A 12,351-nucleotide genomic window follows, 5' to 3' on the forward strand; every position below is an offset into this window, starting at 1 on the left:
CAGTACAGCACTCAGCGCAGCCCCAGTTGCCCCTTGAGATAGGCGTACAACATCGCCGCACTCTTGCGATAACCCTCGGCAGTCAGGTGTACCAGGTCTGGTCGCCCCAGGCCGCTGGCCTGCCAGGCGACAATCGAGCACGGCCCGCCCATCCCTGCCTGCCAATCCCAGAACAGTGCCTTGTACTTCTGCGCCGCCTGGCGCTGGATGCGGATCACGCTCGCCAGCGGCTGTGGCTGGCGCGCAGCGCAACTGGCGGCCTTGCGCTGCTTGATCGAGTCAGGCGGCCCGACCAGCAGGATGGCCGCCTTGGGCATTTCCTGGCGCAGCCGGGCCAAGGTGGCCTCCAACTGCGACTGGTACAGGGCAAGATCGAGCTTGTCGTCGAAGGCTTCGTTGGTGCCATAGGCCAGGATCACCAGGTCAGGCCGCAGCGCCTTGAGCGTGCCTTGCCAACCCGCCTGCCACTTGTCGACCACCTCTAGCCGTGCGCCGTTGATACCCAGCGACGAATAGGTGACCCCGGCGTTTTTCTGGCCCTGGATATACCAACCACCCAGCGCCACGCCCTGGACACCCTCCACACTCAGTTGCACCGGCAGGCCGAGATTGATGAAGGCTGGGCTGAAGCGCCACTCACCGTTGGTGGCCGGCAGCATGCGGCGCTGGCTGCCGTTGGCCACCAACGTGCTGCTGCGCGTTGCCTGATACAGGGCCGAGATCCGGTAGCGTTGTTCGTCGGGGTCGCGGGCCTGGATCTTCACGCCGGGGCGATCGACCACCGGCAGCGACAGGTAGCCACCCAACGGAAACTGGCTGCTCTGCTGGTTGCGCGCAGAAACCAGTTCCCACTGACGGCGCTCGCTGCTGACGATCACGCGGTCGTTGCGAATTCCCGGCACGGGCGAAGCCGGCACCAGGCCAATGCCACCGTCGCCATAGCGGGCCTGCAGCAGCTTGCGCAACTCACCGCTGAACAGGTCGGCAGCGGTGTGCGAATCCCCCAGCTGGACGATGGAAATGGGCGCACGGCCGGCATTGCGGAACTTGCCGGCGAGCAGCGCGAGGTTGCCGTCGTCGCGCACATTGGCGACAACGGCGGGCTTGGCCGCAGGCTGGGGTGGCGCGCTGGCGCCGGTGCTGCACGCGGGCAAGGCGCTGATCAGCAGCGCCACGCCCAGCAGGTGATGCCATAGGCGCATCTCAATGTCCTGTTGCAGTCAGGACCGGGAAGCTGATCAGTGACAGTACCTGCGCGGCGATCATCTTCTGGCCCGTGATGGTGAAATGAATGCCGTCGTCGACCCGGACCTTGACCCGCTTGCCCTCCGGCGTCTGCACCGTATACGAGAACTGCTCGTCGGGATAGCCGAGAATCGGGTTGGCCGAGACGTAGTGCTGGCCGAATTGCTGGGTGCGCTCCTGATAAAGGCCACTGAGGTAGCTCATCGCCGTCGACAGCCGCGACTTCTCCATGTTCGGCGGGCCGACCCAGATCACCTGGACATTGTGCTCGCGGGCCTGCTCGAGGATCGCGTCGATGCGCTCACGGTAGGCCACTTCCCACTCCGGCGACTTGAAGCGCAGGAACGGCTTGCCCTTGCCCTGGGGCATGTCCCACGGGTCGTTAGGGCCGAGGAATATCACCATCAGGCGAACCTTCGGCGCGCTGGCGAGCGTGTCGGCCACAGTCTTCGGCCAGTTGAAGAAGCCCGGGTAGGCAAGCCCTGTGCTCTGCCGACTGAGGTTGATGGTGTGGATCTGGTAGCGCTTGCGCAGGCTGTTGGCCAGGTGCGGGGCGACGCCCTGCATCAGCGAGTCCCCCACCAGGAACACTTCATCGCCCGCCGCCAACGACGCCAGGGTGCCCGGTGCGACCATCTGCGGCAGCGGTGGCTTCACCACCACGGCAGCGGGCGGTGGCGCCGGTGCCGGTGCCGGTGCCGGTGCCGGTGCCGGTGCCGGTGCGACAGGGTGCGGGGCAGCTGCAGCGACATGCTCAGGCCCGGCCACAGGCGCCTGCAGATCGACACTCACCACCGGCATCGGCGGCGGCAGTTCCACCACAGGCTCTGTACTCGCCACCGCAACCTGCCCGTTGAGGCTGTCGAGGAAGCTGTCGCGGCCCTGCTCCAGCGCTGTGGTCAGGCCCGCGCCCAGGCGCCAGGCTGGCAACTGCCCCAACACCGGCAGTTCGCAACTGTCGTGATACTTCTGCTGGCAATACAGGCTGATCGAGTCCTGGTTCAGCCAGAACAGCAGGCCTGTGGCGACCACCATGGCATACAGCGTGCGCGCCGCGCCCATCTGCACCCGGACCAGCTGACGGATATCAGAAGCTTGCATAGATGAACCCCGGCACACCCGATTGCGACGCGAAGATCACCAGCGACACGAAGATCGCCAGTGGCAGTGGGTACAGTTGCCAGGGCAGACGCTGGCTAGCTACGAAGCCCTGGCGCAGGGACGCCAGCCACTGTGGATACGTGGCGACGTACAACACACAGGCCAGCAGCGCTACACCGGTGGCCGAGTCGAGCCCGGCCAGGCTGACCTGGGCGATATCGCCAAGCATCTCCCAGGCGCCATCCAGAGTTGGGCTGCGGAAGAAGATCCAGGCGAAGGCGACGTAGTGGAACGTCAGCAGGCGCGCCAGCAGCCCGCTGCCCGGCAGGCGCACAAAGCCCGGCCACAACTGCTCGAACAGCTTGTACAGCGCCAGCCCCACCCCATGCAGCGCACCCCAGAGAATGAAATTCAGACTCGCGCCGTGCCACAGCCCGGAGATCAGCATGGCCAACAGCATGTTCAGGTTGCCGCGCCACACCCCTTTGCGATTGCCGCCCAGGGGGATGTAGATGTAGTCACGAATGAAGCGCGACAGGCTGATGTGCCAGCGCCCCCAGAACTCCTTGAGGTTGCGCGCGGCATAAGGCGCGTTGAAGTTCTCCGGCAGGCGAAAACCCAGCAGCAGGGCAATGCCAGTGACCAGGTTGGTATAGCCGCTGAAGTTGAAATAGATCAGGAAGCTGTAGCCATAGACGCTGAGCAGCACCTGCTCGGGCGTGAAGCTGCCCGGGGTTTCGAATACCGGATCGACCCACTGGCTGCCCAGCCAGCCGCTGAGCAGGAACAGCTTGACCACCGCCAGGGCGATCAGGCCAAGCGCCCGCTGCGGCTCCAGCACTTCACGCATGGCCTGCGGGCGGATCTGCGGCAACAGATGCGCCGCGCGATTGACCGGCCCTGCGATCAGGCTGGGGAAGAAGGCCAGGTACAGCGCCAGGTCCAACGGCGGCGCCGAGGCCATCTCGCCGCGGTTGATCGACACCAGGTAGCTGACCGAATGGAAGGCATAGAACGACAGGCCAATCGGCACCAGCAGCTCGAGCACCGGCAGCGACACCTCGAGCCCGACAGCCGTGAATGCGCCCTGCACACTGGCGGCGAAGAACTCCTGGTACTTGAAGAGGTAGAAACACCCCAATACCAGCGCCAGCAGTAAAAGGCCATTGAGCCAGCGGCCGGGCTGGCGCGCAGCCAGCAACCCCAGCAGATACACCAGCACGCTGTAGCCGAGCAGGATGTACAACGATTGCAGGCTGAAACTCGCCACCAGCCCGTAGCTGGCCGCAAGCAGCAGCAGGTTCTGCAGGCGCAGGCTCCAGCACAGGCTCCAGTAGACAATGAAGAAGAGCGTGAAACAGAGGCCGAATTCGATCGAAAGGAAGCTCACAACGTAGTCCGTTACGTGACGTCGAGAAGAAGATGGCCCAAGGCCATCAAGATGCCCAGGCCAGAGCGCGCGGGATTATGGCAGAGCCCCCTTGGGGTCACAATCCGACCACGTCTCAAATTGCAATAAGAAACTTCTGAAGCAAGTGCAACAAAATACTACCAACGGATTGCCTCCTGGGAGGTACCGCAATTTGCTCCCCCCGCCCCGCTCTGCTAGTGTCGCGCCGTTAAAAACGCCACCGAGACAGTCGCCATGGCCCGCAAGAAAACCTCCATCGATTTCGAACAATCCCTCGCCGACCTGCAAGCCTTGGTCGAGCGCCTGGAGACCGGCGAGCTGTCGCTGGAAGAGTCGCTGGCAGCGTTCGAGCAGGGGATCGCCCTGACCCGCGACTGCCAGGGCGCGCTGGCCCAGGCCGAACAGAAGGTGCAGATCCTCCTGGAGCGTGACGGCGAACTGGCCGCCGAGCCCTTCGACGCGGAACCGCAGGAATGATCAACAGCTACCAGAGCGCCTGCCAGGCGCGCGTCGACGCCGCCCTCGAGCCGCTGTTCATGGCGCCGTCCAAGGAGCTCGAACGGCTCTACGCAGCGATGCGCTACAGCGTGATGAACGGCGGCAAGCGTGTACGCCCGCTGCTCGCCTACGCCGCCTGCGAAGCCTTTGGCGTTGCGCCCGAGCAAGCCAACGGCGCGGCCTGCGCGGTAGAGCTGATCCATGCCTACTCGCTGGTGCATGACGACCTGCCAGCCATGGACGACGACGACCTGCGCCGCGGTCAGCCGACCACCCACAAGGCATTTGACGAAGCCTGCGCGATCCTCGCTGGCGACGGCCTGCAGAGCCTGGCCTTCAGCGCGCTGCTCGATGCGCACCTGAGCCCGCAGCCTGATGCCATCCGCCTGGCCATGGTCCAGGCCCTGGCCAAGGCCGCAGGCCCGGCCGGCATGGTCGGCGGCCAGGCCATCGACCTCGGTTCGGTCGGAGTCAAGCTCGACCAGCAGGCCCTGGAATACATGCACCGGCACAAGACCGGCGCACTGATCGAGGCCAGCGTGCGTCTCGGCGCCCTGGCCAGCGGCCGTGCCGAAGCCACCCAACTGGATGCCTTGCAGACTTATGCACAGGCCATCGGCCTCGCGTTCCAGGTGCAGGACGACATCCTCGACGTCGAAAGCGATACCGCCACCCTGGGCAAGCGCCAGGGCGCCGACATCGCTCGTGACAAACCAACCTACCCCGCCCTGCTCGGCCTGGATGCCGCCAAGGCCTATGCGATCGAACTGCGCGACCAGGCGCTGGTCGCACTTGAAGGGTTCGGCGAAAGCGCCGAGCCGCTGCGGGCGCTGGCGCGCTATATCGTCGAGCGCCGCCATTAAGCGTTGATGCCAATCCCCTGTGGGAGCGGGTTTACCCGCGAATGCGATGCCGGGCCTACCGCCGTCTTCGCGGGCAAACCCGCTCCCACAGGGTCGGCGTAACCCGTGGTCCAATGGGCACTTTTCCCACAATGGGGTAAACTGCCGCGTCTTCAAACCTATAACGACTCGCCTGATGCCCACGACGTTTCAAGAGATCCCCCGCGAACGCCCGGTCACGCCTCTGCTGGACCGCGCCGACACGCCAGCCGGCTTGCGCCGGCTAGCCGAAGCCGACCTGGAGAGCCTGGCCGACGAACTGCGCCAGGAGCTGCTCTATACCGTGGGCCAGACCGGTGGGCACTTCGGCGCAGGCCTGGGCGTCATCGAGCTGACGATCGCCCTGCACTACGTCTTCGACACCCCGGACGATCGTCTGGTATGGGACGTCGGTCATCAGGCCTACCCGCACAAGATCCTCACCGGTCGTCGCCAGCGCATGCTCAGCCTGCGTCAGAAAGACGGCGTCGCTGCCTTCCCGCGCCGCAGCGAGAGCGAGTACGACACCTTCGGCGTCGGCCACTCGAGCACCTCGATCAGCGCCGCACTGGGCATGGCCATCGCCGCCCGTCTGCAGAACGACCCGCGCAAGTCCATCGCCGTGATCGGTGACGGCGCGCTGACCGCTGGCATGGCCTTCGAAGCGTTGAACCATGCCCAGGAAGTCGATGCCGACATGCTGGTGATCCTCAACGATAACGACATGTCGATCTCGCGCAACGTCGGCGGGCTGTCCAACTACCTGGCCAAGATCCTGTCCAGCCGCACCTACGCGAGCATGCGCGAAGGCAGCAAGAAAGTGCTGTCGCGCCTGCCCGGCGCCTGGGAGATCGCCCGGCGCACCGAAGAGTACGCCAAGGGCATGCTGGTGCCCGGCACCCTGTTCGAGGAGCTGGGCTGGAACTACATCGGCCCGATCGACGGTCATGACCTGCCGACGCTGATCGCCACCCTGCGCAACATGCGCGACCTCAAGGGCCCGCAGTTCCTGCACGTGGTCACCAAGAAAGGCAAGGGTTTCGCCCCCGCCGAGGTCGACCCGATCGGCTACCACGCCATCACCAAGCTCGAACCTGTCGACAAGCCCGCCGCGCCGAAAAAGCCCAGCGGGCCCAAGTATTCCGCCGTGTTCGGGCAGTGGCTGTGCGACATGGCCACCGCCGACAACCGCCTGGTGGGCATCACTCCGGCAATGAAGGAAGGTTCGGACCTGGTCGCCTTCAGCGAGCGCTTCCCGGAGCGCTACTTCGACGTGGCGATCGCCGAGCAGCACGCCGTCACCTTCGCTGCCGGCATGGCCTGCGAAGGCGCCAAGCCGGTGGTGGCGATCTACTCGACCTTCCTGCAGCGCGCCTACGACCAGCTGATCCACGACGTGGCGGTACAGGACCTCGACGTGCTGTTCGCCATCGACCGCGCCGGCCTGGTCGGCGAGGACGGCCCGACCCACGCTGGCAGCTTCGACCTCTCGTACCTGCGCTGCATCCCCGGCATGCTGGTGATGACCCCGAGCGACGAGAACGAGCTGCGCAAGATGCTCAGCACCGGGCACCTGTACAAAGGCCCGGCCGCCGTACGCTACCCGCGCGGCACCGGCCCCAACGCGCCGATCGACGGCGACCTGGAGCCGCTGGAAATCGGCAAGGGTGTGATTCGTCGCCGGGGTTCGAAAGTCGCGCTGCTGGTGTTCGGCGTGCAACTGGCCGAAGCGCTGCAGGTGGCCGAGCAGATCGACGCCACCGTGGTCGACATGCGCTTCGTCAAGCCGCTCGACAAAGCGCTTGTACTGGAGATGGCCGGCAGCCATGAGCTGCTGGTGACCATCGAGGAAAATGCCATCATGGGCGGCGCCGGTGCGGCGGTCAGCGAGTTCCTGGCGCGTGAGGCGGTGGTCAAGCCACTGCTGCACCTGGGCTTGCCGGATATCTATGTCGAGCATGCCAAGCCTGCGCAGATGCTGGCCGAGTGCGGGCTGGATGCTGCTGGCATCGAGGCCTCGGTGAAAGCCCGCATGGCCAAGCTCGGCCTGTAAGGCCCTTTCGCGGGCAAGCCCGCTCCCACAGGGATCGCACAGTATTCGAGTACTGTAGAAACCCTGTGGGAGCGGGCTCGCCCGCGAATGCTATTGTACTGCCCATGAAAATCCTGACCTTTGCACCGCTGCTCTGCCTCCCTCTGCCCTTGCTGGCCGCCGAACGCGACAACGCCCTGAAGCTCCCCGACGTGCTGATCAGCGCCAACCGCGAAGTCGAATCGCGCAGCGCCACCAGCGCCGCCAACACGGTCTTCACCCGCGCCGACATCGACCGTCTGCAGCCCTCCAGCGTCACCGACCTGCTGACCCGCGTGCCCGGCGTGCAAGTCGCCCCCACCGGTGGCCGCGGCAGCCTGCCCGGGATTTTCATCCGCGGCACCAAGGCCGCGCAGAGCCTGGTGCTGGTCGATGGCGTACGCATTGCCAACGCCACCTCCGGCGACAGCGGCCTGCAGTTTCTCGACGTCGACCAGATCGAGCGCGTCGAAGTGCTGCGTGGCTCGCGCTCGGCGGTCTACGGCAGCGACGCCATCGGCGGGGTGATCCAGATCTTCACCCGACGCGCCAGCGGCCCCGGCCTGCAACCGCGGCTGCGCCTGGCGGCCGGCAGCAACCAGACCTTCCAGCGCAGCCTGGGAATGTCCGGTGGCGATGGCCAGACACGCTTCAACCTCGGCGCCAGCCTCGACGAAACCGCAGGGATCGATTCGACCGGGCCGTCCTTCGCCAGCGATGGCGATCACGACGCCTACCGCAACAAGTCTTTCAACCTGAGCCTGAGCCACACCTTCGGTGAGCGCTTCGAGGCCGGGGTGAACCTGCTCGACAGCCGGGGGCGCAGCGAATACGACAACCCCTTCGGCCGATTCGACCCCGTCAGCTTCGAAAGCTTCGGCCAGAAACCCTACACCGACTTCACCGTCAGCAGCCTGGGCACCTATATCGATGCCCAGCTCAGCGACCTCTGGCATTCGCGCGTGGAGATCGGCCATAGCGAGAACCGCGACCGCAAGCGCGACAAGCTTAGCGACGATGGCAGCGTGTTCAACACCTATCGCGGCCAGATCACTTGGCAGAATGATCTCGCCCTCGATGCACGGAACAACCTCTCGCTGGGCGCCGACTGGTATCAGGACCGGGTGTACGGCAGCACCGACTTCGCCGAGGACAGCCGCTACAACCGGGCGGCCTTCCTCCAGCATCGCTACAGCGGCGAAAGTTTCTCCACCGAATTGGGCGTGCGGCGCGACCAGAACCAGCAGTTCGGCGGCCAGACCACCTGGAGCGCCAGCCTGACCCTGCCGCTGAACATCGACAACGACCTGCTGCTGTCGTACAGCGAAGGGTTTCGCGCCCCCACCTTCAACGACCTGTACTACCCGCAGTACAGCAACCCTGACCTCGACCCTGAGCGCTCCAGGAGCTACGAACTGCAATGGCGCAGCCAGTTGAGCGGCAGCAGCCGCCTGGAAACCTCGCTGTACCGCACCGATCTGCGCGATGCGATCATTTTCGGCGAGGGCTCGATCCCGCGAAACGTTGCCTCGGCGCGGATCAACGGCATGGAGATGTCACTGACCCAGGACTGGGGCCCGTGGCGCAGCCAACTCGGCCTGGCCGTGATCGACCCACGTGACCGTGACACCGGCCATACCCTGGCTCGCCGCGCCCGCCGAACCTTGAGCCTGGACCTGGACCGACAGTTCGAGCGTTTCAGTGTGGGGGCGAGCTGGCAGGCATTGAGCAACAGCTATGACGACGAGGCCAATCGCAACAGGCTCGGCGGATATGCACTGCTGGGCCTGCGCGGCAGCTGGGCGGCAAGCGATGCGCTGAAGTTCGAGGCCAAGGTGGATAACTTGCTGGACAAAGGCTACAGCCGCGCGCTCTACAACTATGACGGCAGTGACTACGGCTACCGCGAAGAAGGCCGCACCTGGCTGCTGAGCCTTACCTGGACACCGGCGCTGTAGACGCCAGCAGCGCACACAGGCGCGCCGTCGCTTCGATCATTTGTCCGCTGGGGCGCTCCAGGCCCTTGTCGGGCACCACCAGCAGGTGCCCACCGGCAACGGCGCTGAGCTTTGGCCAGGCCTTCCAACCAGCCAACTGCGCAGCGTCGCCGGCCAGGATCACATCAGGGTCGCGCGCCAGCACCGACTCGACGCTCACCTGCGGCGCAGGCTGCTCAAGGTCGGCAAAGACGTTGCGCGCCCCACAGACCGCCAGTGCATCGCTCACCACCTGACGGCCACCCAGGGTGTACAACGGCTGATCCCAGACCTGATAGAACACCTTGAGTGGCTGTTCGCGGCGATAGCGCTCGCGCAGGTCGGCCAGGCGCTCACGCAACCTGTCAGCGTAGCGCTGCCCCTGCTCGGCACGCCCCAGGCGAACGGCGATGGCCTGGATCTGCTCGATCAGTTGCTCCAGGTCGTGGGGCTCGCTGCTGAACGTGGCTATGCCCAACTGGCGCAACTGATCACGCTGGGCCGGGGGCACGCTGCCGGGCCAGAGCAGCAACAGGTCGGGCTTGAGCGCCAGCAGGCGCTCCATGTCCAATTGTCCGTAACGCCCAACCGACGGCAGATCCTTCAGACGCTGCGGCCGCTCGCCGCTGTCGAGCACGCCCACCAGCAGATCGTCCGCCCCAAGCTCCAGGACGATCTCGGTCATCGACGGCCCGAGGCTGATCACGCGCGGCCCAGCCTCGGCAAATGCACCGATCGACAGCAGCACGGCAACGAAAAAGGCGCGCATCAGCCCAGTTGGCGCGGGATGCGGTAGAGGTAGAGCAGCACCACGGTGGACAACGCCAGCAGCACCTGCGGCACCGCCTCCAGCCCCACCAGCACCGAGAGCGCGGCGATCCAGGCCGGGAAGCAGGCGTAGGTCATTGCCAGGCGACGAACCCGCGCCAGTTCGATCCAGGCGGCGGGCTCTTCGGGGGTGTCGAGCACCTTGGAGGTGGCGATCAGCGCCCGCTTGTAGGCACCGAAGCGCGGCAGGCTGAGAAACATGGTGGCCGCACCGGCAATGAACAGTGGCATCGCCAGCACCGGAATCAGCGCTTCACTGCCACCAAAAGCCCAGGCCATGACCGGTAGCGGCACCAGCCCGACAGCCAGATACTGCCACCAGGCCAGCGCCAGGCGCCGCTTCACCTGGCCACGGGTCACGCCTGGGGCGCCTCGCCCTGGTGACGGTTGCCCATCATGTGACCGAGCTTGTCGGCCTTGGTCGCCAGGTACAGGCGGTTGTGCGGGTTGTGGCCAGTGTGCAGCGGCACGCGTTCGGCAACCACGATGCTCATGTCGGTCAGGGCTTTGACCTTGCGTGGGTTATTGGTCATCAGGCGCAGCGACTTGACGCCCAGGTGCTCGAGCATCGGCAGGCACATGGCGTAGTCACGCTGGTCGGCCGCAAAGCCCAGGCGCTCGTTGGCCTCGACGGTATCGGCACCGCCATCCTGCAGCTCATAGGCGCGGATCTTGTTCAACAGGCCGATGCCTCGACCTTCCTGACGCAGGTACAGCAACACGCCACGACCTTCACGGGCGATGGCCTGCAGCGCGGCTTCCAGTTGCGAGCCGCAGTCGCAACGCTGGCTGAACAGAGCGTCGCCGGTCAGGCATTCGGAGTGCAGACGCCCGAGCACCGGTTCACCATCGGCGATATCACCCAGGCTGAGCACCACATGCTCGCGGCCGCTGGCTTCGTCGAGAAAGCCATGCATGGTGAATGTCGCAAAGGGCGTTGGGAGTTTGGAGGCGGCAACAAAGACGACGGGCACGTTGTGCTCCTGATAAGTAGGAAATTTCAATGGGCCAGATTGTATCAGCAGCCCAGCGGGCATGCGCAGGCTGAATCTCGCGGCTTAAGATCGAAAAGTTCGATGCATAGGCTCGCCCGATACGCCCCCCGCGGTCGGAGCCTCGGCGATCAATGCGGCTGGCTGTCGGAAGCGAACGGGTACGGCTGCTTCCAGCGTTCGAAGATCGACCGCAGCTCGCCACTGCGTACCAGCTTCTCCATGCGCTGGTCGAACAGGTCGCGCAGGGCCTTGCCTTGATCGCTGCGGGTAAAGGCCAGATACAGCGGCAGCTCAGCGATGTGGGTGCGGCGGAAGTCCTGCGGCTTGCTGGTCTGGTGCAGCACGTAATCCACTTCGGTTTCGGCATCGATATAGAAATCCACCCGGTCATGCTCGAGCATCGGCAGGATGCCTTCGCGGCGCTGGATCTCGCGGAAGTTTTTCACATCGGGTAGGTAGCTCTGGTAGTCATAGCCGCGCACCCACGCCAGGCGGTACTCGCCGACGCTGTTCAGCGTCGGAACCGGCTTGCTGGCGAGCCCCAATGCATAGATATGGTCCATATCGAAGTGCCAGCGCGGGTAGAGGTTGTCTTCGTTCTCCTGCTTGTACGAACCCACCCAGGCATCGGCCTCGCCGCGCTTGACCAGCCCGACTGCACGGCTGTAAGGCGCGCTCGTTACCTCGACCTTCACCCCGGCCGGTTCGAACACCTTGCGCAGCACATCCCAGGCAACCCCACTGCCATCGGCGTTGGTGTAGTCGATCCACTCCTCGCTGACCAGCCGCACCTGCTTCGGCAACTCAACGGCCCCGGCACTCCAGGGCAGGAAAACCAGCATCAGCGCCAGCAGCACAGTCCGTATGGCCATCGACCCGCTCCCTGTATCAGGCTACCGCCCAAACCAGCACTTGCATGCCCAGCCAGGCGAACACGCCAGCCAGGATATCGTCGAGCATGATGCCGACACCGCCGTGCACATGGCGGTCGATCCAGCGGATCGGCCAAGGCTTGAGGATGTCGAAGAAGCGGAACATCAGGAACCCTGCGAGCAACCACTGCCAACCTTCGGGCACCAGCCACAAGGTGATCCACATGCCGACCATCTCGTCCCAGACGATGCCTTCATGATCGTGCACGCGCAGGTCGTTCGCCACCTTGCCGCACAGCCAGAAGCCGAACAGCATGGTGATTCCCAGCAGCAGCCAGTAGCCCCAGTCCGGCAGCATCTGCCACAGCGGGATGAACGGCAGCGCCACCAGCGAGCCCCAGGTGCCCGGCGCCTTGGGCAAGGTACCTGAGCCGAAGCCGAACGCGATGAAGTGCCATGGATTGCGCCAGACC

At 65.2% G+C, this 12,351-nt stretch carries 12 protein-coding genes; 4 read left to right on the top strand and 8 right to left on the bottom strand.

Annotated features, from left to right (window positions below; translation table 11 throughout):
* Positions 1-11: 11 nt before the first annotated feature.
* From VA602_RS10910 to VA602_RS10920, 3 genes are read right to left on the bottom strand one after another with little or no spacing between them, the layout of a single operon-like run.
* A complete protein-coding gene (locus VA602_RS10910; protein ID WP_323453213.1) occupies positions 12-1,202 on the bottom strand; it encodes an SGNH/GDSL hydrolase family protein in 1,191 nt (396 codons plus the stop codon).
* A gap of 1 nt (position 1,203) precedes the next feature.
* Complete coding sequence (locus tag VA602_RS10915) at positions 1,204-2,346, bottom strand: SGNH/GDSL hydrolase family protein (RefSeq protein ID WP_323453214.1); 1,143 nt, start codon at positions 2,344-2,346, stop codon at positions 1,204-1,206.
* Positions 2,333-3,736 (bottom strand): MBOAT family O-acyltransferase, encoded by a 1,404-nt coding sequence (locus tag VA602_RS10920; RefSeq protein ID WP_323453215.1) that lies wholly within the window; start codon positions 3,734-3,736, stop codon positions 2,333-2,335. The genes VA602_RS10915 and VA602_RS10920 overlap by 14 nt, the downstream gene beginning before the upstream one ends.
* Positions 3,737-3,991: 255 nt before the next feature.
* On the opposite strand from VA602_RS10920, the gene VA602_RS10925 reads away from it, so the two are divergent.
* The 4 genes from VA602_RS10925 (at position 3,992) to VA602_RS10940 (ending at position 9,165) form a co-directional block, all read left to right on the top strand.
* A complete protein-coding gene (locus VA602_RS10925) occupies positions 3,992-4,234 on the top strand; it encodes an exodeoxyribonuclease VII small subunit (RefSeq protein ID WP_054892757.1) in 243 nt (80 codons plus the stop codon).
* Complete coding sequence (ispA, locus tag VA602_RS10930) at positions 4,231-5,118, top strand: (2E,6E)-farnesyl diphosphate synthase (protein ID WP_323453216.1); 888 nt, start codon at positions 4,231-4,233, stop codon at positions 5,116-5,118. The genes VA602_RS10925 and ispA overlap by 4 nt, the downstream gene beginning before the upstream one ends.
* Positions 5,119-5,293: 175 nt before the next feature.
* Complete coding sequence (gene dxs / locus VA602_RS10935; RefSeq protein ID WP_323453217.1) at positions 5,294-7,189, top strand: 1-deoxy-D-xylulose-5-phosphate synthase; 1,896 nt, start codon at positions 5,294-5,296, stop codon at positions 7,187-7,189.
* Between the two features lie 104 nt (positions 7,190-7,293).
* Positions 7,294-9,165 (top strand): TonB-dependent receptor domain-containing protein, encoded by a 1,872-nt coding sequence (locus tag VA602_RS10940; RefSeq protein ID WP_323453218.1) that lies wholly within the window; start codon positions 7,294-7,296, stop codon positions 9,163-9,165.
* Here the strand turns inward: VA602_RS10940 and VA602_RS10945 are convergent.
* From VA602_RS10945 to VA602_RS10965, 5 genes are all read right to left on the bottom strand, one after another.
* Positions 9,143-9,952, bottom strand: a complete 810-nt coding sequence (locus VA602_RS10945; RefSeq protein ID WP_323453219.1) for a cobalamin-binding protein — start codon at positions 9,950-9,952, stop codon at positions 9,143-9,145. The genes VA602_RS10940 and VA602_RS10945 overlap by 23 nt on opposite strands.
* The gene (locus tag VA602_RS10950; RefSeq protein WP_063542525.1) at positions 9,952-10,371 is read right to left on the bottom strand and encodes a hypothetical protein; all 420 of its coding nucleotides are present in this window, start codon (positions 10,369-10,371) and stop codon (positions 9,952-9,954) included. The genes VA602_RS10945 and VA602_RS10950 overlap by 1 nt, the downstream gene beginning before the upstream one ends.
* Positions 10,368-10,985: a GTP cyclohydrolase II gene (gene ribA, locus VA602_RS10955; RefSeq protein ID WP_186669186.1), complete on the bottom strand. Its 618-nt coding sequence runs from the start codon at positions 10,983-10,985 to the stop codon at positions 10,368-10,370. Before ribA ends, VA602_RS10950 begins: the two co-directional genes overlap by 4 nt.
* 149 nt (positions 10,986-11,134) lie before the next feature.
* Entirely contained in the window at positions 11,135-11,878 is a 744-nt protein-coding gene (locus VA602_RS10960) for a substrate-binding periplasmic protein (protein ID WP_153774421.1), read from the bottom strand.
* Positions 11,879-11,894: 16 nt separating this feature from the next.
* Positions 11,895-12,351: phosphatidylglycerophosphatase A family protein (locus VA602_RS10965; RefSeq protein WP_323453220.1), on the bottom strand; the 457-nt coding region annotated here is incomplete at its 5' end.

The sequence above is a fragment of the Pseudomonas machongensis genome, assembly GCF_034961125.1.
GTDB classification, from domain to species: Bacteria; Pseudomonadota; Gammaproteobacteria; order Pseudomonadales; family Pseudomonadaceae; genus Aquipseudomonas; species Aquipseudomonas machongensis.

What these genes read in the sequence shown, in the direction of transcription:
- VA602_RS10910 (WP_323453213.1), bottom strand. Translation starts at nt 1,202, where the DNA reads ATGCGCCTATGGCATCACCTGCTGGGCGTGGCGCTGCTGATCAGCGCC.
- VA602_RS10915 (WP_323453214.1), bottom strand. Translation starts at nt 2,346, where the DNA reads ATGCAAGCTTCTGATATCCGTCAGCTGGTCCGGGTGCAGATGGGCGCG.
- VA602_RS10925 (WP_054892757.1), top strand. Translation starts at nt 3,992, where the DNA reads ATGGCCCGCAAGAAAACCTCCATCGATTTCGAACAATCCCTCGCCGAC.
- ispA (WP_323453216.1), top strand. Translation starts at nt 4,231, where the DNA reads ATGATCAACAGCTACCAGAGCGCCTGCCAGGCGCGCGTCGACGCCGCC.
- dxs (WP_323453217.1), top strand. Translation starts at nt 5,294, where the DNA reads ATGCCCACGACGTTTCAAGAGATCCCCCGCGAACGCCCGGTCACGCCT.
- VA602_RS10940 (WP_323453218.1), top strand. Translation starts at nt 7,294, where the DNA reads ATGAAAATCCTGACCTTTGCACCGCTGCTCTGCCTCCCTCTGCCCTTG.
- VA602_RS10945 (WP_323453219.1), bottom strand. Translation starts at nt 9,952, where the DNA reads ATGCGCGCCTTTTTCGTTGCCGTGCTGCTGTCGATCGGTGCATTTGCC.
- VA602_RS10960 (WP_153774421.1), bottom strand. Translation starts at nt 11,878, where the DNA reads ATGGCCATACGGACTGTGCTGCTGGCGCTGATGCTGGTTTTCCTGCCC.